The 18,498-nt window shown below is 66.0% G+C and carries 19 protein-coding genes and 1 pseudogene; 8 read left to right on the plus strand and 12 right to left on the minus strand.

Going from position 1 to position 18,498, the window contains the following annotated elements; all coding sequences use genetic code 11:
- Window positions 1-65: 65 nt before the first annotated feature.
- On the plus strand, window positions 66-1,061 hold the full coding sequence (rfbB, locus tag ACOI2T_RS28980) for a dTDP-glucose 4,6-dehydratase (RefSeq protein ID WP_067842408.1): 996 nt from the start codon (window positions 66-68) through the stop codon (window positions 1,059-1,061).
- A complete protein-coding gene (locus ACOI2T_RS28985; RefSeq protein ID WP_409502040.1) occupies window positions 1,058-1,654 on the plus strand; it encodes a dTDP-4-dehydrorhamnose 3,5-epimerase family protein in 597 nt (198 codons plus the stop codon). The genes rfbB and ACOI2T_RS28985 overlap by 4 nt, the downstream gene beginning before the upstream one ends.
- 6 nt (window positions 1,655-1,660) lie before the next feature.
- On the opposite strand, the gene ACOI2T_RS28990 is transcribed toward ACOI2T_RS28985, so the two are convergent.
- Window positions 1,661-3,094 (minus strand): APC family permease, encoded by a 1,434-nt coding sequence (locus tag ACOI2T_RS28990; RefSeq protein ID WP_409502041.1) that lies wholly within the window; start codon window positions 3,092-3,094, stop codon window positions 1,661-1,663.
- A gap of 1 nt (window position 3,095) precedes the next feature.
- A complete protein-coding gene (locus ACOI2T_RS28995) occupies window positions 3,096-4,187 on the minus strand; it encodes a DmpA family aminopeptidase (protein ID WP_409502042.1) in 1,092 nt (363 codons plus the stop codon).
- A 46-nt stretch (window positions 4,188-4,233) separates the two neighbouring features.
- Between ACOI2T_RS28995 and ACOI2T_RS29000 the strand changes: the two genes are divergently transcribed.
- Window positions 4,234-4,902, plus strand: coding sequence for a TetR/AcrR family transcriptional regulator (locus ACOI2T_RS29000; RefSeq protein WP_409502043.1), 669 nt, complete (start codon window positions 4,234-4,236; stop codon window positions 4,900-4,902).
- Window positions 4,899-5,768 carry an EamA family transporter gene (locus ACOI2T_RS29005; RefSeq protein WP_409502044.1) on the plus strand — a complete coding sequence of 290 codons (870 nt, stop codon included), beginning with the start codon at window positions 4,899-4,901 and terminating at the stop codon, window positions 5,766-5,768. The genes ACOI2T_RS29000 and ACOI2T_RS29005 overlap by 4 nt, the downstream gene beginning before the upstream one ends.
- A 113-nt stretch (window positions 5,769-5,881) precedes the next feature.
- Here the strand turns inward: ACOI2T_RS29005 and ACOI2T_RS29010 are convergent, their stop codons facing one another.
- The 4 genes from ACOI2T_RS29010 to ACOI2T_RS29025 form a co-directional block, all read right to left on the minus strand.
- Window positions 5,882-6,895, minus strand: coding sequence for an AAA family ATPase (locus ACOI2T_RS29010; protein WP_409502045.1), 1,014 nt, complete (start codon window positions 6,893-6,895; stop codon window positions 5,882-5,884).
- Between the two features lie 11 nt (window positions 6,896-6,906).
- A complete protein-coding gene (locus ACOI2T_RS29015; RefSeq protein ID WP_067842353.1) occupies window positions 6,907-7,944 on the minus strand; it encodes an aliphatic amidase in 1,038 nt (345 codons plus the stop codon).
- Window positions 7,945-7,978: 34 nt separating this feature from the next.
- Window positions 7,979-8,608, minus strand: a complete 630-nt coding sequence (locus ACOI2T_RS29020; RefSeq protein ID WP_409502046.1) for an AmiS/UreI family transporter — start codon at window positions 8,606-8,608, stop codon at window positions 7,979-7,981.
- 82 nt (window positions 8,609-8,690) lie between these two features.
- Window positions 8,691-9,728, minus strand: coding sequence for a substrate-binding domain-containing protein (locus ACOI2T_RS29025; RefSeq protein WP_085147298.1), 1,038 nt, complete (start codon window positions 9,726-9,728; stop codon window positions 8,691-8,693).
- A gap of 168 nt (window positions 9,729-9,896) precedes the next feature.
- Here ACOI2T_RS29025 and ACOI2T_RS29030 point away from each other — a divergent pair, with 168 nt between their 5' ends.
- A complete protein-coding gene (locus ACOI2T_RS29030; RefSeq protein WP_067842347.1) occupies window positions 9,897-10,298 on the plus strand; it encodes a MarR family winged helix-turn-helix transcriptional regulator in 402 nt (133 codons plus the stop codon).
- Window positions 10,299-10,328: 30 nt separating this feature from the next.
- Here the strand turns inward: ACOI2T_RS29030 and ACOI2T_RS29035 are convergent.
- From ACOI2T_RS29035 to ACOI2T_RS29045, 3 genes and pseudogenes are all read right to left on the minus strand, one after another.
- Window positions 10,329-11,090 (minus strand): annotated as a pseudogene (locus tag ACOI2T_RS29035) (ABC transporter permease).
- The gene (locus ACOI2T_RS29040; protein WP_409502047.1) at window positions 11,087-11,800 is read right to left on the minus strand and encodes a fluoroquinolone export ABC transporter permease subunit; all 714 of its coding nucleotides are present in this window, start codon (window positions 11,798-11,800) and stop codon (window positions 11,087-11,089) included. Before ACOI2T_RS29040 ends, ACOI2T_RS29035 begins: the two are co-directional and overlap by 4 nt.
- Entirely contained in the window at window positions 11,797-12,699 is a 903-nt protein-coding gene (locus tag ACOI2T_RS29045; protein ID WP_409502048.1) for an ABC transporter ATP-binding protein, read from the minus strand. Before ACOI2T_RS29045 ends, ACOI2T_RS29040 begins: the two co-directional genes overlap by 4 nt.
- A gap of 158 nt (window positions 12,700-12,857) precedes the next feature.
- Here ACOI2T_RS29045 and ACOI2T_RS29050 point away from each other — a divergent pair, with 158 nt between their 5' ends.
- Window positions 12,858-13,343, plus strand: coding sequence for a GbsR/MarR family transcriptional regulator (locus ACOI2T_RS29050; RefSeq protein ID WP_409502049.1), 486 nt, complete (start codon window positions 12,858-12,860; stop codon window positions 13,341-13,343).
- On the plus strand, window positions 13,330-14,199 hold the full coding sequence (locus tag ACOI2T_RS29055; RefSeq protein ID WP_409502050.1) for an SAM-dependent methyltransferase: 870 nt from the start codon (window positions 13,330-13,332) through the stop codon (window positions 14,197-14,199). The genes ACOI2T_RS29050 and ACOI2T_RS29055 overlap by 14 nt, the downstream gene beginning before the upstream one ends.
- A gap of 242 nt (window positions 14,200-14,441) precedes the next feature.
- On the opposite strand, the gene ACOI2T_RS29060 is transcribed toward ACOI2T_RS29055, so the two are convergent.
- The 3 genes from ACOI2T_RS29060 to ACOI2T_RS29070 all read right to left on the minus strand — a co-directional run bounded on the left by ACOI2T_RS29060 (window position 14,442) and on the right by ACOI2T_RS29070 (window position 17,500).
- Window positions 14,442-15,311, minus strand: a complete 870-nt coding sequence (locus ACOI2T_RS29060) for an SAM-dependent methyltransferase (RefSeq protein ID WP_409502051.1) — start codon at window positions 15,309-15,311, stop codon at window positions 14,442-14,444.
- An 81-nt stretch (window positions 15,312-15,392) separates the two neighbouring features.
- Complete coding sequence (locus ACOI2T_RS29065) at window positions 15,393-15,995, minus strand: TetR/AcrR family transcriptional regulator (RefSeq protein ID WP_409502052.1); 603 nt, start codon at window positions 15,993-15,995, stop codon at window positions 15,393-15,395.
- The gene (locus ACOI2T_RS29070) at window positions 15,992-17,500 is read right to left on the minus strand and encodes an FAD-dependent oxidoreductase (RefSeq protein ID WP_409502053.1); all 1,509 of its coding nucleotides are present in this window, start codon (window positions 17,498-17,500) and stop codon (window positions 15,992-15,994) included. Before ACOI2T_RS29070 ends, ACOI2T_RS29065 begins: the two co-directional genes overlap by 4 nt.
- A 78-nt stretch (window positions 17,501-17,578) precedes the next feature.
- Between ACOI2T_RS29070 and ACOI2T_RS29075 the strand changes: the two genes are divergently transcribed.
- Window positions 17,579-18,403, plus strand: coding sequence for an MOSC domain-containing protein (locus ACOI2T_RS29075; RefSeq protein ID WP_409502054.1), 825 nt, complete (start codon window positions 17,579-17,581; stop codon window positions 18,401-18,403).
- The last annotated feature ends 95 nt before the right edge of the window (window positions 18,404-18,498 follow it).

An 18,498-nucleotide genomic window follows, 5' to 3' on the forward strand; every position in this document is an offset into this window, starting at 1 on the left:
CCGGCATTATGCGGTCGCTCGCGCGGGGTGACCGTCCGGAAACTCCCGCCCGTTAGGGTTGACGCATGCGGTTGCTCGTCACCGGCGGCGCGGGGTTCATCGGCGCGAACTTCGTGCACCTCGCGCTCCACGAGGCGCTGACAACGTCGGTGACGGTGCTCGACGCCCTCACGTATGCCGGCAGCCGCGAGGCTCTCGCGCCGGTCGCCGACCGGATCCAGCTCGTGCAGGGCGACATCACCGACGCGAAGCTCGTCGGTGATCTGGTGCGCGAGGCCGACGCCGTCGTACATTTCGCCGCCGAAACCCACGTCGACAACGCGCTGGCCGACCCGGAGCCGTTCCTGCGAGCCAATGTGATCGGCACGTTCACGGTGCTCGAGGCCGTCCGCCGGCACGGCGTGCGGCTACATCACGTGTCGACCGACGAGGTGTACGGCGATCTCGAACTCGACGATCCGGCGCGGTTCACCGAGACCACGCCCTACAACCCGTCGAGCCCGTACTCGTCGACGAAGGCCGCCGCCGATCTGCTCGTCCGGGCGTGGGTGCGCTCCTACGGTGTGCGCGCGACGATCTCGAACTGCTCCAACAACTATGGCCCCTATCAGCATGTCGAGAAGTTCATCCCCCGCCAGATCACCAATGTGCTGACCGGCAGGCGGCCCAAGCTTTACGGCACCGGCGCCAACGTGCGGGATTGGATCCACGTCGACGATCACAACAGCGCGGTGTGGCGGATCTTGGCCGACGGCCGGATCGGCCAGACCTACCTGATCGGCGCCGAGTGCGAGCGCGACAACCTGACCGTCATGCGCACGCTGCTACGGCTGATGGACCGCGACCCCGACGACTTCGACCATGTGCCCGACCGCGCCGGCCATGACCTGCGATACGCGATCGATCCGTCGACGCTGCACGACGAGCTCGGCTGGGCGCCCAAGCACACCGACTTCGACGAGGGGTTGCGCGCCACCATCGACTGGTATCGCGACAACGAATCCTGGTGGGGCCCTTTGAAAGACGCCGTCGAAGCGAACTATCGGGAGCGCGGGCAGTGACCGCACGCGAACTGAAGATCCCCGGCGCCTGGGAGATCACGCCGAAATTGCACGGCGATTCGCGTGGCCTCTTCTTCGAATGGTTCACCGACAGCGGCTTTCACGCATTCGCCGGCCACCGCTTCGACATGCGGCAAGCCAATTGTTCGGTCTCGGCGGCCGGGGTGCTGCGCGGCGTCCATTTCTCCGAGCTGCCGCCGAGCCAGGCCAAGTACGTCACCTGCCTACGTGGCGCGGTGTTCGACGTCGTGGTCGACATCCGGGTCGGCTCACCGACTTTCGGGCAGTGGGATTCGGTGCTGCTCGACGACCGCGACCGCCGGTCGATCTACCTCTCCGAGGGTCTGGGTCACGCTTTCCTTGCGCTCGAAAACGATTCGACGGTCATGTACCTGTGCTCGACGCCATATGCGCCGCAACGTGAGCACACGATCCGGGCCACCGAGCTCGGCATCGACTGGCCCGACGATCACGAACTGGTCCTGTCCGAACGCGACGCCAATGCCCCGACACTCGACGAGGTGCGGGACGCCGGCCTGTTGCCGACGTGGGACGACACCCGCACCTTCGTCGAGCAACTGCGCGCCCGGTAGCCGCCGTCACTCCCCGGCCGTGCTGACCGGATCGGTCTTCCCGGGCGGGCGAATGGCAACGCCCACAAGGAGTCCCACGAACGGCACGGCCGCCAGGATCGCGCTCAGCGTGGCCGAACCGCCGGTCACCAGAGTGAAGTTCGTCAAAACGAGCCACAGGCTGGCCAGCAGGCCGAGGCACGCGAGCACCGGGGCGATGCGGGTCTGCCAGACCCGTCCGCGGGCATGCTCGCTGTTTCGGGCGAAGTAGACGAGCACGGCCACCGACGTCGTGAGCATCAGCACGACCATGCCGACCGTCGCCACGCCCGCCATCGACCCGAACACCCCGACGAGCGGGTCGATGCCGAGGACTGCGAGGATTCCGACGATCACCGCTGCGGTCACGGTCTGCACCACCGACGACAGCGCGGGCGAACCGTGTTGGTCGTGCACCACGGCCAACTTGTTGGGCAGCAATCCTTTTCGGGCCAGGGCGAACTGGTAGCGGGCGATCACGTTGTGGAATGACAGCACGCATGCGAACAGACTCGTCAGCAGCAGCACGTTGACCACGTCGCGGCCGATGCGGCCCAGGTTGTCGTCGGTGGTGTCGAGCAGCATGTTGGCCTCGCCGTCGAGCGTGCGCTGCGCGACCTCGGTGACCTGGTCCGGCCCGATCGCGACGACGAACGCCCAGCAGGTCAACGCGTAGAAGCCGCCGATGATGAGCACCGCGGCGTAGGTCGCCCGCGGGATGGTGCGCTCGGGGTCGCGCGCCTCGTCGCGGAACACCGCGGTCGCCTCGAATCCGATGAACCCGGTCAGCGCGAACAGCACCGCGATGCCGAGTACGCCGTCGGTGAAGACGCCCGGCGAGAACGACGCGAGGCTCAGCCCCTGCGGACCCGGATCGGCGACGATCACGAGATCGAGCAGCACCACGATGCCGATCTCCAACACCAGGGCGACCCCGAGCACCTTGGCGCTCAGTTCGATGTGGCGGTAGCCCAGCAGTGCGACGATGGCGAGAATCACGAATGAGTAGACGGGCCAAGGTATCTGCGGGCCGCCGTAGAACCGCACGGTGTCGTCGATGGCCCAGCCGATGTAGCCGTAGATCCCCACCTGGATCGCGGTATAGGCGATGAGCGCGACCGCGGCGATACCGCTGCCCATGCGCCGGCCGAGTCCGAGTGTCACGTAGGAGAAGAACGCACCGGCCTCGGGCACGTACGGCGTCATCGCGACGAACCCGATGCTGAACACCAGCAGGACGAGCGCGGCGATCAGGAAGCCGACGGGTGCGCCTGCGCCGTTGCCCAGCCCCATGGCCAGTGGCATGTTGCCGCCGATCACGGTCAGCGGGGCCGCCGCGGCGACCACCATGAACACGACTCCGATCGGGCCGAGCCGTCCGTGCAGGCGGCTGCCGTTGTCGGTAACGGATTGATTTGTCATTTCAGCCCTCCCAGTGCTGCATGGCCCGGCGGAACAGGTTGTGGTCGAGTGCATGTGCGGTGCGACCGTCGCGTCCGGTGAGGGTCTCGGCGGCGACGAGCACGTTGACGATGGCTTCCTCGGTGGCCTCGATGACGAGATCGAACAGCCGAGTCATGAGCTGCGGGGCGACCATCCGCACCGGAATCTCGGGGCGTTCGGTCTCGGTGTTCTCGTCCCACGCGTACGGCGGGATGCCCCGGTTGGCGGTCGAGAAGGCCAGCATCAAGTCGCCGCTGTACTGTTCGCCGGTGCCGCCGAGCGCACCGACCGCCAACGCCGACCGCTGAGCCAGCCGCGTGCACTGGTGCGGCAGCAACGGCGCGTCGGTGGCCACGATGACGATGATCGAGCCGGACCCCGGCTCGTAGGCGCGCGGCATCTCGGGCGTCGGCACCTGGTCGGTCCCGACGAGCTCCCCCACCGGAACTCCGTTGACCCGCAGGCGTTCTCGGCGTCCGTGGTTGGCCTGAACCAACACCCCGACGGTGTAGCGGCCGGCGGCGGTGTCGGTGACACGCGATGCCGTGCCGATGCCGCCCTTGAAGCCGTGGCAGATCATCCCGGTGCCGCCGCCGACGTTGCCTTCGGCGACCGGGCCGTCGGTCGCGGAGTCCAGCGCCGCGCGGACGTGCTCGGCGCGGACGTGGTGGCCGTTGATGTCGTTGAGCAGGCCGTCGTAGGTCTCCCCGACGACCGGCAGCGACCAATACAGCCCTTCACCGCGGGCTTGCACCTGGGCGTCGACGAGCGCGTCGCGCACGACCCCGACACTGTGGGTGTTCGTGAGTCCGATGGCCGACGTGAGCTCGCCGGATTCGCGCACCCATTCGAGGCCTGTCATCTCACCGCTGCCGTTGAGGCGGTGCGCCCCGGCGAACACCGGTTCGGTCCAGATGCCGGAATGCGGGACGACGACGGTCACCCCGGTGTTCACGGCAGGCGCCTGCTGGATCGTGGTGTGCCCGACGCGTACGCCGGCCACGTCGGTGATCGCGTTGTAGGGGCCGGTGGGGTGTTCACCGACAACAACGCCGAGGTCACGGGCTCGCATAAGTCTCCGAACGTTCACATCGAGTTTTTTTCACGTTTGGAAAATAATGCGCGTGACGGGAGCCATGCGCAAGAGGAACCGTGAAATCGGTAACTATGGAGGCGTGGGACGGCCAAACAGACAGGCAGAGCGACGCGAGGAGATCCTCGACGCCGCGATCGCGCTGATCGAACGTCACGACCTCGCCACGCTGCGCATCGCCGACGTTGCCGCCGAGCTCGGATTGACCGCCAACGCGGTGCGCTACTACTTCAAGGAGATGGATCAACTGCTCTCGGAGCTCGCGCAGCGTTCCGACACCCGCTTCTACGACGAGCGCCTCGCCGTCGTCGACCGCACCGAGGACGTCCGTGAACAACTCGCGCTGACCATCGCCGCGGGCCTGCCGACCGGACCGGAGGACGCCGAGTGGCGGGCCATCTGGCGCGCGGTGCTCGCGGCGGGCTTCGAACTCGACCAGCGCCGCGACGTCCAGCACATCTATCACCGGCAGGTGAAGCTCTACACGCGGATTCTCGAATCAGGTGCGCAGAGCGGCGTGTTCCGGCTGGGCTCCCCCGCTCGCGATATCGCGATGACGCTGATGGCGATGGAGGACTACCTGGGCTACCGGATCGTGGCGCGCGATCCGGAGCTCAGCCGCGAGACGGCTCTGCGCCTGCAGCGGGGATACGCCGAACTGGCAACAGGGGCAAGGCTTCCGGTGACGGTGTGACCACGCGCGCCCCGGTCGGCGCCGCACTGTTGGTCGTGGTCGCCGCGATAAGCCAAGAGGTCGGCGCGGCGCTTGCCGTTGGCTTGTTCGCCGCGGTCGGGACCGTGGGCGCGTTGTTCGCCCGGTTCGCCGTCGCAGGCGTCGTGCTGTGCACCGCGGCGCGCCCGTCGGTGCGCGGCCTGACGCGACGCGCCTGGGGTTCGGCAGGTGCGTTGGCGGCCGCGCTCGCCGTGATGAACTTCTGCTTCTATTTCGCGATCGCGCGTATTCCGCTCGGTATCGCGGTAACCATCGAAGCCCTTGGACCGCTGGCCCTTTCGGTCGTCACGAGCACACGCCGGGTGGCGTGGCTGTGGGCCGTGCTCGCCTTGGCCGGGGTCGCCCTGTTGGGCTGGCCGCGCGAGGGCGGTGGGCATTTCGACCCGGCGGGGTTCGCCTTCGCTGCCGCCGCCGGAATCGCCTGGGCCGGCTACATTCTGGCATCGGCACGCACCGCGGCCGAGTTCCGTCGGCTCGACGGGCTCGCGATCGCCACCGCCGCGGGCGCACTCGTCGTCGCGCCGTTTGCCGTCGCCTCGGTCGACGTCGCCGACGTACTGTACTGGCATGTGCTCGGCGTGGCGGTGGCAGTCGGATTGATGTCGTCGGTGATTCCCTATTCGTTGGAGCTGATCTCGCTTCGACGCCTTGCGCCTGCGGTTTTCGCCGTGCTGACCTGTCTGTCACCGGTGGTCGCCGCGCTGGCCGGCCTCGTCGTGCTCGGTCAACAGATCGGCGTGCTCGGCTATCTGGGTGTCGTACTCGTGACGGCCGCCAGCATCGGTGCGGTCCGCACCGCACACGCCCCGACCGAGCCGCTCGGCTGATGTCCGTTGGGCGCAATTTCCCGCGCGGGCAGACGCGTACGTACCCGGTAATGGCGTTACCTGGGTATCTGCGTTGGGGGTACCTCCCGCTTGCGGGGGACTGCTCGCGCTGGTTAGGTGACCGTCAACTCGCCGTCCTGGACACGTGCCCGCAACGACGACTGTCCCGTCAGCACCGCGCGTGCGACCGGTTCGGTGAGCTCGTGCCGGATCGTCCGGCGCAGCCCTCGCGCCCCGTATACCGGGTCGAATCCACGGCCCCGCACCAGTTCGACGACGCTGTCATCGACGTCAAGCTCGATCCCGCGGCTCTTGAGCCTCGTGACGAGGTCGCCGATTTCCTTGCGGGCCACCTGCTCTGCCGTGTCGTCGTCGAACGCGTCGAACACGACGGTCTCGTCGATGCGGTTGAAGAATTCCGGATCGAAGAACGACTCGACCGCCTCGCGCACCATGGTGCGATGCGCCGGCCTGCGCTGGGGCCACCACTTCTTACGCCGGGACCGTTGTGCCGCAGCGACTTCCAGCGATCCCAGGTTGGACGTCAGGAAGATGTAGCTGTTGCGGAACGAGATCTTCTGCTGGCCGTTGGCGAGCCGCAGTTCCCCGGTGTCCAGCACATGCAACAGTGCCCGGAGCACGGTCGCATCGGCCTTCTCGACCTCGTCGAACAGCACGACGCCCGGCATGTACGGCCCGCCCTCGATCTTGGCCTTCTCGAACAGCGTGAAGGATTCCTTGCTCCCGGCGTAGCCCGGCGGCGCGCCCGAGAAGGATGCGGCGTAATGCTCCTGAGCCAGCGCGCTCATGTCGATGCGGCACAGGTCGTCGGGCCCGGTGCGCAGCGCCGCCGCGACCTGGCGGACCAGCTCGGTTTTCCCGACGCCGGTCGGCCCCACCAGCAGCACGCTGGACAGGGGCCGACCGGGATCGGCCACACCGATGTGGGCGATCGAAACCGCACGGACCACCGCCTCGACGGCGGCTTGTTGCCCGAGGATCGCCGCGTTCAACCGCCGTGAAAGTGCTTCGGGATCAAAGCCTCCCGTGGGAGCAGCGGCGGGCGGGTCCGCGACCTTGGCCGAGTTGCGGTTCTGGTCGTGGTACATATCGGTGAGAAACGGCAACGCGTCGCCTCTCAGGCTTCGATGGTCTGCTCGACCGGGAGCGATCCGACCCGGCAGTCGGCCACCCCGACGGTGCTCCTGGTGATCGACTCGACGCGCTCCTGCGCCTTCTGCGCGTCGGTCACCCACAGCTTGTAGAACTCGAACGGGCAGTCGGCGACGCCCTTGTCGCCGTCACCGGCCGCATGCACGCCCGAGTAACCCCGGTGCAGCAGCTTGAACAGATGGTTCTGTGACTGGTCGTTTTCGCGCGCATCACGGATCGCGGCAAGCGACAGCTGGGCGTACTGGATGCCGTACTCCTCCTCGCCGGTCTCGCCGAGCGTGCGCCCGTCGAATCCGATGATCGACGAATGGCCGAAGTAGGAGTACACGCCGTCGAAGCCGGCCGCATTGGCCACGGCCACATAGCAATTGTTGGCCCACGCCATGGCTTTCGCCATCAGCACCTGTTGGTCCTTGGCGGGGTACATGTAGCCCTGGCACCGCACGATGAGCTCGGCGCCTTTCATCGCGCAGTCGCGCCAGATCTCGGGGTAGTTCCCGTCATCGCAGATGATCAGCGAGATCTTGAGCCCCTTGGGGCCGTCGGTGACGTAGGTGGTGTCGCCCGGGTACCAGCCCTCGATCGGGCACCACGGCAGGATCTTGCGGTACTTCTGCACGATGTCACCCTTGTCGTCGATCAGCACGAGCGTGTTGTAGGGCGGCTTGTTCGGGTGGTCCTCGTGGCGCTCGCCGGTGATCGAGAAGACGCCCCACGTGCCGGCTTCGCGGCAGGCGGCCGAGAAGATCGCGGTCTCATCGCCGGGAATCGTCGCGGCCGTGTCGTACATCTCCTGCTCGTCGTACATGATCCCCTGCGTCGAATACTCCGGGAACACAACGAGATCCATACCGGGCAGGCCGGATTTCATGCCGATCAGCATGTCGGCGATCTTGCGGGCGTTGTCGAGCACCTCGGCCTTGGTGTGCAGCCGGGGCATCTTGTAGTTGACGACGGCTACGCCGACGGTGTCGTTGCTCGAGGAGATGTCTCCGTGCCTCATGATGATTCCTTTTCTGGAAGGGGTTTACGGTGATTCAGCTGTAGACGGGTTGACTTGCGGTAGTGCGGGTTCGGTGCGAGCGCGGCGAACTGAGCAGCCTTGCGGCGACCAACAACGACGCGAGCCCGATTGCCCAGATCGCGGCGACGCCAGGCGTTGTCCGGTAGTTGCCGCTGAGCATCAGGAATGCGGGCAGGGTGCAGGTCGGCTGGCTCAGCAGCACCACCGCCCAGCCGGTGAACCGGGTGAGCTGTTCGCGGCCCAGCCCGAGCACGAGGAAGAACAGCAGCCACAGCACGGCCCAGCTCAGCCAGATGACGCCGAACACCGGGTCGTCGACGACGGTGAAGGACAGGACGGCGTAGACGATGGCGCCGCCCGCCACGAACAGCGAAAACCAGCCGATGCCTTCGGGTTCCAGACCTGCGAGGTTGACGATGCCGACGTAGAGATAGGTGAACCCGAACAGGTAGAGGCCCGAGGCTGCCAGCGTCGCGGCGGCATCGCCGTCAGCCATGACGAGCATGATGGTGGGCAGTACGCATTGCAGCGCACCGACGAACAGATTGAGCACCGCCGCCGAGCGCGCCGGCACGACGTTCAACAGCATCAGTCCGTTGACGAAGAGCACCGCACCGACGTAAAGGAGACCGACGTTGCCCATCGGGGCACCTCCATTACTTCCAAATGGAATAGACTCAAATGAAAGTAAGTGACTGGCGCCACACTGTCAACAGGTATCAGGGTCAGTCACACAGGTCGGACGGCAGCGTCGTGACGATCTCGAAGTCGACACCGGACGCGACGGCGAGGTGGACCGGTTGGCGGGTGCGGCGTTTCATGAACTCGACAGTGCCGCGCGGGCTGTCATAGGCAGCGCCGTCGGCGACGGCCTCGATGTCGCGGTAGTCGCCGGACCGGTGGATCATCTGCGCGAGGAAATGCGCTCCCTCATAACAGGATTCGGCCGCATTACCCAGCGCGGGCGCATTGGATCCGTTCACCGTGAGATATCGGTCGAGCAGTTCCATCGAGTTCCGGCCGATCATCGAGCGGAAGTATGACGCCGCGACGAACAGACCCTGCGTTGCCTCGTGACCACTCGCGATCAGCATGTTCTCGTCCATGAGCGGGCTGAATCGCAGCAGGTTCTCGTGCAGCCCGCGCCGCGCGAACGACCTGTTGAACTCGACTGCATCCTGGCCGACGAGCAGCATGAGCACGGCCTCGCAGCGCGACTGGGCGGCCTTGTCGACGAGCCGGTCGATGTCGCCGTGACCGAGTGCGACGAACGAACCACCGACGAGGTCGAGCGACAGTTCCCGGACGTAGCGGCGCACCTCGGCCAGCGACGTGCGCGGCCATACGTAGTCGTCGCCGACCACGAACCATTTCTTGATGCCGAGGTTGTCGCGCAGCCATCGCAGTGCGGGCGCGATCTGCTGGTCGGGCGTCTCACCGCAACAGTAGATGCCGCGGCGCCGCTCCCCACCCTCGTACAGCGCGGGGTACGAGTACGGCACCCGACCCGCCACCACGGGCGCCAACGCGTTCCGCACCGACGAGATGTGCCAACCGCTGACGGCGTCGATGCGATCTTGGTCGATCAGCCGCTTCACGTCGGCCGCGACCGCGGCCGGGTGCGCACCGCCGTCGACCACCTCGATGTGCACTTCGCGGCCCAGCACGCCGCCTGCGGCGTTGAGGTCGTGGGCCACCAGGTCGGCGACCGCCTCACAGGACGGCCCGAACAGCCCGGCCGGTCCCTGTAGCGGCACCACCATCGCCAGCCGCCATTCGGCGTCGCGGGCCGCCGTGCGCACTCGTACGTTCACCCGCGCATTCCATTCCTCGTTACCGGGTCGACGAGACGGTCAGCTAGAATCATTCCACTTGGAAGTATCCTCGGGTCAACGGCGCGAGGCAATCGTCAGTTGGGAGGTCGACCGGCAGTGACGGACGTGCTCCCGCCCGACGGTCCCCCGACGGGCACCCACCTCGTGCGTCTGGCACGCATGATCGGCGCGGTGATCGAGCGCCACCTCGCCGACGAGGACCTCACCCTGGACGACTGGCTGGTCCTGGAGGCACTTGGCACCGCCCCCGGTCTGACGATGGCCGAGCTTCGGGCGCAGACTCTGACCGCGGCGCCGACCCTGACGCGCGTGGTGGACCGGCTGGTTGCCCGGGCCCTCGTGTTCCGCGAGGTCGACGCCGACGATCGCCGCAAGGTACGGGTGAATCTCAGCAAGCGTGGTGCTGCGCTGCACGCCCGCCTGCTGTCCACGATCCGCCCGGCCGAGCAGGCCTGGTTCGACCAGCACGGCGCCAGTGCGTGGATGGTTCAGGACTGACGCCGGCTGATCGTCGGCCAGGTTCCGCACCTACGTTTCGGTCTTGGCGAGGAACCGGCGAAACAGCGGCCACGCGATGGCCACGTTGTAGACCACACCACCCAGCAGATACGGCCACCACACCCCGCCCGCACTGGCGACCCAGAAGGCCTTCGCCGCCCAGTAGGGCGGCAGCACACCGAAGGCCAGGTTCCACGCCGAGTCGATGAACCATGGCAGGCAAGGCAACCCGGCGATCAGCATGCCGAGCGCACGCACCATCGCGATGCCCTGGATCTTGTTGTTCGCGACCGCAATGATCGCCAGCAGCGTCACGATCGCGGACAATCCGGCGAGCATGCCGATCGGGATCAGGACGCCGACCAGCCCGGGTGCCAGAATCCCGCTCAACGACAGCGTGGCGACCACTTAGACGGTTGTCACCACCATGACTGTGACCGCGCGATATGCGAAGAACGTCGACATCGGAACCGGCGTCACCCGCAGCGCGGTCATCGTGCCTGCGTCGACCTCGTCCAGCACCAGGAACGCGCCGAGACCTCCGGGGATGATGATGCTGGTCAGCAGCAGGAATGCGGTGAGTATCAGCGGGTAGTACGGCACCAGGTCGAAGTCGTAGCGCTGCGCGAGCATGTCGGTGAACATCGGCGTGAGCAACGCGACGCCGCTGGTCCAGATCACCGGCGCGAGAACCAGCATGACCAACAGCGGATCGCGGTAGGTTCCACGAATATCGTTGCGGCCGAAAGCTGCCAACGCACGGCCGGCCGCCGGCACGGAGGATGTCGTCACTGCACACCCGACCTCTCGATCACGTAGTGGACGAAGAGCGCGTGAGCGGCGCGCCACAGGACCGCAAGCCACAGAACGGGATAGCCGACGGCATAGACCACTTGCCAAGCCGAGAGGGTCACCTGACCGAAGGCCGCACCCAGCAACAACATCGGGCCCTGCGTCGGCACCACGTGCAACGCGGGATTCGGCCACAGCCCGGAGTGGTGGAGTATGGGCGGAATGAGCATGGCCGCGAGCGGGATGACCGAGAAGAGGAACCAGTCGGTGACCGACGTGAACGGCAACGAGCTGATGAATCCGACCATCAGCATCAACAGCGTGCCGAGCACCACGCCGAGCACCATCGGCACCGGACGGTAGGCGGTACCACTGGAGATAATCACCACCCCGATTGCCACGATCAGCGAGATCGCCAGCAGCACGGCGAGTTTGGCGGTCAGGTACTCCCAGAACCGGAGCGGGGTCGAGATGACTGCGCCGAGGGTGCGTTCCTGCTTCTCGAAGAACACCGAGCCCCCGATGAAGAAGAATCCGATGATCGCGATGTCCCCGATCAACACATAGGGTTCGGCCACGGGACGAAGGCTGTGCGGCATCGGCAGTAGCACCGCCAGCCACATGAGCCCGGAAAAGAAGCCCGCGTGCAGGAACTTCTGCCGGTACTGGACCATCACCTCCAGCCGAACCGCACTCAGCAGTCTCGTCATGTCAGCCGCCGTCCGGTCACCTCGACGAACACGTCATCAAGGCTGGCTTCCCGGCTGTGAATGGTTTCGACGTGGTGATTACGCAGAATCCTGTGGAACTCGGGATCGTCGGCGAGCCCGTCCATCTCGAATTCCGCTGTGGTGAGCCCGGTCTCGGGCACACGGTACTGTACGCGAACCCGACGCTGGCTGCGGGCGATCTTCAGTTCGTTGGGACTGTCGAGCGCGACGATGCGGCCGTCGACGACGAACGCGACCCGGTCGCACAGTTCGTCGGCGGTCGACATGTCATGTGTGGTCAGGAATATCGTGCGCCCGCGGGCCTTGAGGTCCAAGACGATGTCTTTGACCTTGCGCGCATTGACCGGGTCAAGACCCGATGTCGGCTCGTCGAGGAACAGCAACTCGGGGTTGTTGATCAGCGACCGCGCGAATGTCAGACGCATCTGCATTCCCTTGGAATACTTGCCAACTCGCACATTCGCCGCATCGGCGAGTCCGACTGCATCGAGCAGTTCCATGGGCTCGGCCGTCTCACCGGCGTACAGCGAGGCGAAGAAACGGAGATTCTCCAGGCCGGTGAGCTTGTGATAGTGGTTGGGCAACTCGAACGACACACCGACGCGCTGGTAGTAGTCCGGACCCCACTCCAGCGGGCTCCGACCCCACACCGTGGCCTGGCCACCGTGTCCGCGCAACAAGCCGATGAGCAACTTCTGCGTCGTCGATTTGCCCGCACCGCTCGGGCCCAGGAAGCCGAAGATCTCACCGCGGCCGACAGTGAAATCCATACCGCGCACAGCGGGTTCAGCCGCTTTCGGGTAGGTGAACGTCAGGCCCCGGACGTCGATGACGTCTAAGGTGGCGGCAGTGGACATCGCCGCGGGGATGGTTTGCATCGGTAACTCAGTCGCCCTTCGGTCGGCGCGGCCTGTCGTGTACCGACCGGCTCCGCGCAGGTGGATACCGTTTCCGACCAGACTTCCCGGAGCACCGATCTGGACTGTACTAAACTTTCAGTAATTTGTGAAGGTTGTTTTGATGGACAAGGATTGGGATGCCGACCTCGCCGGATCTTCAGCTCGCAGCCGAACGGCTCGGACTGGTCCTCACCAGCCACGGCATGCAGCGGATGACAGCACGGGTGCTGGCCACGCTGCTGTTCACCGAGCAGACCAGCGTCACCATGAGTGACCTCGCCGACAGCCTCGAAGCCAGCGCGGGCGCGATCTCCGGGGCGCTCAAGATGCTCACCTCTGTCGGGCTTGCCGAACGGGTGCCCGCGCCAGCAAGCAGGCGCGACCATTTCCGGCTGCGCGACAATGCGTGGGCGATCTTGTTCACCAACCAGAACGAGACGATCTCGGCGATGCAGGCCGCCGCCGAAGCCGGAATCGAGGCGACCGACAGTCGGAGTCCGGCACACCAGCGCCTCACCCAGATGCGCGATTTCTATGCCTTTCTGATGGCCGCGATCCCCACGCTGCTCGAACGGTGGAATCAGTTGTCGAACAACGAGTCTTCGGAGAATGCACGTGAATAACCCCGCCGCCCAGACCGCGCTCGGCCCCATGGTCGTCGTCGCGGCCGACCAATACGAACCGGCGCCGCTGGTTCACGATCCGTGGGCACATCGCCTCCTTCCCTGGAGCGGTCGCATCGCCGCGGGCGCCACCCGATGGCCGGCTGTCCGGCGATATTTGATGAGGGCGACGGAGGAGAAGTTCAGTGGCGGCTGGGCCAGTTTCCTCTGCCGCAAGCGCTACCTCGATGATCAACTCCTCGCGACGATTCCGCGGGGCATCGAAGCGGTGGTGATCCTCGGCGCCGGCTACGACACCCGCGCATACCGGTTACCCCAGCTCGCGGACATTCCCGTATGCGAAGTCGATCTGCCTGCCAATGTCACGCGCAAGTCCTCGGCGCTCCAACGCTGTTTCGGCCGCACTCCTCACAACGTCACGCTCCTGCCGACGGACTTCGAAACGAGCGATCTGACGACCCGGTTGGCCGACGCGGGATTCACTCACAAGCAGCGGATGTTCTATATCTGGGAGGCCGTCACTCAATACCTCTCCGAGGCCGCCGTCCGCAGCACCATGGAGCACCTCGCCGGTGCCGCGCCGGGTAGTGCACTCGGGTTCACATACGTACGCCAAGACTTCCTTGATGGGCGGCAGATGTATGGCGCCAAGAAGGCCTACGACGACTTCGTCGTCAAGCAGGGATTGTGGAAGTTCGGCATGGACCCCCGAGGCGTCTCGGCGTTCCTCGCCGAATACGGCTGGCACGAGCGCGAGCAGGTCGGCCCCGAGGAATACACAGCCCGTTACCTGACGCCGAACGGGCGCACGATGACCGCCTCCGCCATCGAACGCGCGGTGTATGCCGAACGCTGACCGGCGTTAAGAATACGTATGGATTGATGCGCATGCCGAGGACGGCGAGTAGAGATAGTGGTTGTGAAGCAAAACCACTACCGCATAGGGACTTTCGCACGGGGTGAACGATGAGCGAGCTTATGCAAGTCCTCGCGCTCATGGCGGTACCGGCCGCCGTTCTGCTGTCGCTGCGATACATAGTCAAGCGGCAGGAGCGACAGGCGCACGGACGGCAAGATGGCTAGCGCCTCGACAAGTGCTCACGACACCCGTTCAGCGAACGCCGCGCGTTCGATCTCGGACACCGGTTGGTCGCGGCCCGACGGCCTCAGATAGCGCTCGCGGTACTCTGCCCGGCCGAGTTGCTCGATCTGGCGCCAACCGTATTCAGCCAGGATCCTGCCGAGTTCATCCGGATTCACCCCGAACTTCCACAGCCCATGTTCGGCCACAAACTTCTGATGTGCTCGATCGGCGCCGTAGAGGTTGCTCCCATCAACAAAGTCTTTGCGGAAAAAGGTGAATGCCAGGCAGCTCCCGACGGGTGAACCGCTCAAGCTGTCGAGGGTGCGGCGCACGACCGCGTCCGGCAGGTACATCGTCACCGATTCCCACACGAAGAAGGTCCGCATGTTGCTGTCGAAACCGTTGCGACACAACTGGTCCAATACATCATCTGTTTCCAGGTCGACTGACAACAGCGTGACGTTGGCCGGGATTCGCCCGAAACACCGCCGGAGTGCCTGGGTCTTGGCGGCGATGTTCGCGGGCAGGTCCAGCTCCCATATCCGCATTCCGGCCAGCTCCGCGACGCGGTATGCGCGGGTGTCGTAGCCCGCTCCCAGGATCACCACGGCGTCCAGGCCCCGCCCGGCGGCCTCACGCAGCAGATCGTCGATGTAGCGCTTACGGCACAACAGGCTGGCCCAGCCGCCGGGTACCGACTGCTCGGTGGCTGCCACCATGGCCCGCCGTATCGGACCGAACCTGCTGAGAATCAAGGGAATACGCCACGGTCGCGGAAGAATTCGCTGAGCCCAGGGATCCGGAATCAGCGGCGGATCCTCATGCTGATCGATCGCGACGATCAATGTCGGCCCGATCGCGGTCCGCTCGACTCCAACGCTCATGTGTGCCCCTCGCCGTCGCAGTTTCACCAACTGCCGACCAGGCTTCCCGGCGCACCACGGTCGACGGTAGCAGGACGGGCGTCAGGGCAACAGCCCAATTTGGCGGTAGATGGCACGTAGGTAGCGCCGCATCTCGTCGATGTCGGGAGGGTTGGGTTGCAGCACACGGTAGGTGATCGCACCGACCATCATGTCGATGGCCACGTCGAAATCCGTGTCGGCGTCGACGGTTCCGGCCGCGCGGGCACGCTCGAGAAGGCGTGCGGCGAGCTGTCGGCGCGGCAGGATATAGCGTTCCCAATAGACCGCCATGAGGGCCGGATGGTTGACCGCCGACCCGTATACCCTGGCGACCAAGGCGCGATACTGCGGCGTGGTGACCGTGGCGGCCGCACTGTCGATGGCCGCTTCCACCAACGCGTACGGCGGCTCCGCCTCGATCGCAGCCGGTGACGCCCAAGCCACCTCGTCAACGATCAAAGTCTCCATGGCGGCGGCGATCACGTCTTCCTTACTTGACCAGCGCCGGTAGATCGTCGGTTTGCCGACACCGGCCTTCTTGGCGATCTGCTCGATGCTGGTGCCCTCGACGCCCCGCTCGATGAACATATCCAGCGCGGCCTGCAATATGGCGCGGTCGGCTGCGGCGTCGCGTGGCCGGCCTCGCCCTGCCGGTGTGGTCATCGGGCGTTCCCGGATCCCAATGCGGCGCACAGCCAATGATCGAGGCCGTCGACGTTGTCCGGTCTACCCCGCCACGCGAGGTGGGCGTCGGGCCGGACCAACATCATCTGGTCACCGCCGTGGTACAGCACTCCGACAAGATCACCGAGTCGGCGGTGCACCGCTTCGGGATCAGCCGATGCGGTTGCGGGCACGAGCAGCGCCCAGCGTCCGCCGAGCTCGCTGTGCAGTGTCGTCGAGGTGCCGTCTGCACGGCTACAGGCCGAATCGGCGATGCGGTCGCCGGGGCGTGGCTTACGTCCGCGTCCACCGAGTGGCCCCTTGCGGTAACTGACCCACAACTGCGAGGCCGTATACGTCGTCCGTCGCTGCACGACTGCGAGCCCGAATATGCGCGTGGCGACGTGGTCACGCACGAAGCGCCCGACGGGGTTGTCGGCGACGTTGACCCGAGTGATCGCGCTCGTGCCGCGCAGCACTTCGGTGGCCAGCGGCCTGCGCTCGGCTTCGTACGTGTCGATGAGGGCATCGGATGCTCGATCACGGACCACGAGTGCCAGCTTGAACGCCAGGTTCTCGGCGTCTCCGATACCGGTCAGCATGCCTTGTCCGCCGAACGGCGCGTGAGCGTGCGCCGCGTCGCCGGCGATGAGTATTCGCCCGCGCCGATACGTGTCCGCCAGCCGGCGATGCACGGTGAACACCGAGAGCCATTCGGCGTCACCGATCTGCACACGCCGGCCGGTACGCCGCGGCAGGATCTGCTTGATTCGCTCCAGAATGTCTGCCTCACTTGGCTTTTCCCGTAGCGTCGGATCGTAGACGAACAATCGCCAGAGGTTGTCCGTGCCGCTGGAGGGCATCGGCATGGCGCCGACGACGCCGTCGGGATGGATCCAGCCCGACGTGCCGCCCCGATCGAGATCCCAGTCGAGGTGGATGTCGGCCAACAGAAAACGTTCACTCAGCTTGACGCCCGGAAAGTCGATGCCGGTGAGTTCGCGGGTCGTACTCGACGTGCCGTCGCAGCCGACCAGCCACCGCGCACGAATCACCTCGCCGTCCCCCACTTCTGCCACCACCATGTCGGTGTCCTGATGCGCGGCTCGCAGCGGCAGGCCCCATTCCGGCGTGACGCCGAGTTCGGCGAGCCGGGCCCGCAGTGCCGCCTCGACCTTGGCCTGCGACACGACCATCGGCGGCGACGCGGTACGCATGCCGGGGTCACCGAATTCCAGCGTCATCACCGGCCGGTCGCCGAGGTAGTTGGTGATGCGCATGGCCCGCAGCGACTCGTCCGGCAACGTGCCCAACGCACCGATGCGGTTGAGGACCTCCGACCCGCGGGCATGGAGGAAGTTGGCTCGGGATGTGGTGGCCGGACCCGGCGCGCGGTCGACAACCCGCACCGAAAGACCATGCAGGCGCAGCGAACACGCCAGGGTTAGCCCCGTGGGGCCGGCACCGACCACGAGCACATCGGGGTTCACGTCAGCGGGATCCACGCGAATACTATAACGGTACCGTTTCGTAATTGAAAGAGGCTTTCTCCGAGCGCGCGCGGACAGGGCTATGTTCGATTCATGAGCGCCGAGACGGTTGAGCAGCTGCGGGTCGGGAGTCTGTACCGCTATCCGGTGAAGTCGATGCTCGGCGAGAGCGTCGACTCGATCTTCATAGACGCTCGCGGCGCCGAGGGCGATCGCCGTCTGGCGCTGATCGACGAATCCAGCGGCAGGGTTGCGAGTGCGAAGCAAGCACGACTGTGGCGCGGACTCTTGTCGTGCAGCGCCCTCACGCAAGACCGAGGCGTCGTGATCCGACTGCCGGACGGCAGCACGGCGGCCTCCGACGACGACCACGTCGACGACGTGTTGTCACGGTTCCTGGGGCGTTCGGTCCGCCTCGGCCGCAGCCGGTCCGACGGCGCCTCGATCGAGCGCGCCGACCCCGACCAGGTACTCGAAATGGGAGTCGATGCCGAAGTCGATGCTCCGATTCTGGAACTGGCCCAGGCAACTCCAGGGGACTCCTTCGTCGATCTGGCTCCCGTCCACGCGATCACGACGGCGACCCTCGAACGCATCGGCGTCGAGGCGGCGCGATACCGGCCCAATCTCGTGATCGCCACGCCACCGGGTTATCCCGCGTACGCCGAGAACGAGTGGACCGGTCAGGTTCTCAGCGTGGGCGGAACGCGGCTGCGCGCCATGGGGCCGACGCCTCGCTGCGTCATCCCGACCCTCGAACACGGCGAGCTCCCCAGGGCACCCCAGGCACTGCGCACACCCGCGGCCGAGAATCGTGTCGACGCCTTCGGGATGGGCCTTTTGCCCTGTGCCGGTACGTACCTCGAGGTGGTGTCCGAGGGCACCATGCAGGTCGGCGACCCCGTCTCCCTCGGCTGACCGGCCTTCCCATTCAGATCGGCAGAACTCTTGCCAAACACTCCGGCCAATTACTAGGATATCCAAGTATCTCGGGTTCGACCCGAGCTGTACTG

The sequence above is a fragment of the Mycolicibacterium wolinskyi str. Jessa 2025 genome (genome assembly GCF_049241375.1).
Classification (GTDB): domain Bacteria; phylum Actinomycetota; class Actinomycetes; order Mycobacteriales; family Mycobacteriaceae; genus Mycobacterium; species Mycobacterium wolinskyi.

Bases quoted from the DNA above. Each gene is read 5' to 3' on its own strand.
- rfbB (WP_067842408.1), top strand. From the start codon at position 66: ATGCGGTTGCTCGTCACCGGCGGCGCGGGGTTCATCGGCGCGAACTTC.
- ACOI2T_RS28990 (WP_409502041.1), bottom strand. From the start codon at position 3,094: ATGACAAATCAATCCGTTACCGACAACGGCAGCCGCCTGCACGGACGG.
- ACOI2T_RS28995 (WP_409502042.1), bottom strand. From the start codon at position 4,187: ATGCGAGCCCGTGACCTCGGCGTTGTTGTCGGTGAACACCCCACCGGC.
- ACOI2T_RS29000 (WP_409502043.1), top strand. From the start codon at position 4,234: ATGCGCGTGACGGGAGCCATGCGCAAGAGGAACCGTGAAATCGGTAAC.
- ACOI2T_RS29015 (WP_067842353.1), bottom strand. From the start codon at position 7,944: ATGAGGCACGGAGACATCTCCTCGAGCAACGACACCGTCGGCGTAGCC.
- ACOI2T_RS29020 (WP_409502046.1), bottom strand. From the start codon at position 8,608: ATGGGCAACGTCGGTCTCCTTTACGTCGGTGCGGTGCTCTTCGTCAAC.
- ACOI2T_RS29025 (WP_085147298.1), bottom strand. From the start codon at position 9,728: ATGGTGGTGCCGCTACAGGGACCGGCCGGGCTGTTCGGGCCGTCCTGT.
- ACOI2T_RS29040 (WP_409502047.1), bottom strand. From the start codon at position 11,800: ATGACGAGACTGCTGAGTGCGGTTCGGCTGGAGGTGATGGTCCAGTAC.
- ACOI2T_RS29045 (WP_409502048.1), bottom strand. From the start codon at position 12,699: ATGCAAACCATCCCCGCGGCGATGTCCACTGCCGCCACCTTAGACGTC.
- ACOI2T_RS29050 (WP_409502049.1), top strand. From the start codon at position 12,858: ATGCCGACCTCGCCGGATCTTCAGCTCGCAGCCGAACGGCTCGGACTG.
- ACOI2T_RS29055 (WP_409502050.1), top strand. From the start codon at position 13,330: ATGCACGTGAATAACCCCGCCGCCCAGACCGCGCTCGGCCCCATGGTC.
- ACOI2T_RS29060 (WP_409502051.1), bottom strand. From the start codon at position 15,311: ATGAGCGTTGGAGTCGAGCGGACCGCGATCGGGCCGACATTGATCGTC.
- ACOI2T_RS29065 (WP_409502052.1), bottom strand. From the start codon at position 15,995: ATGACCACACCGGCAGGGCGAGGCCGGCCACGCGACGCCGCAGCCGAC.
- ACOI2T_RS29075 (WP_409502054.1), top strand. From the start codon at position 17,579: ATGAGCGCCGAGACGGTTGAGCAGCTGCGGGTCGGGAGTCTGTACCGC.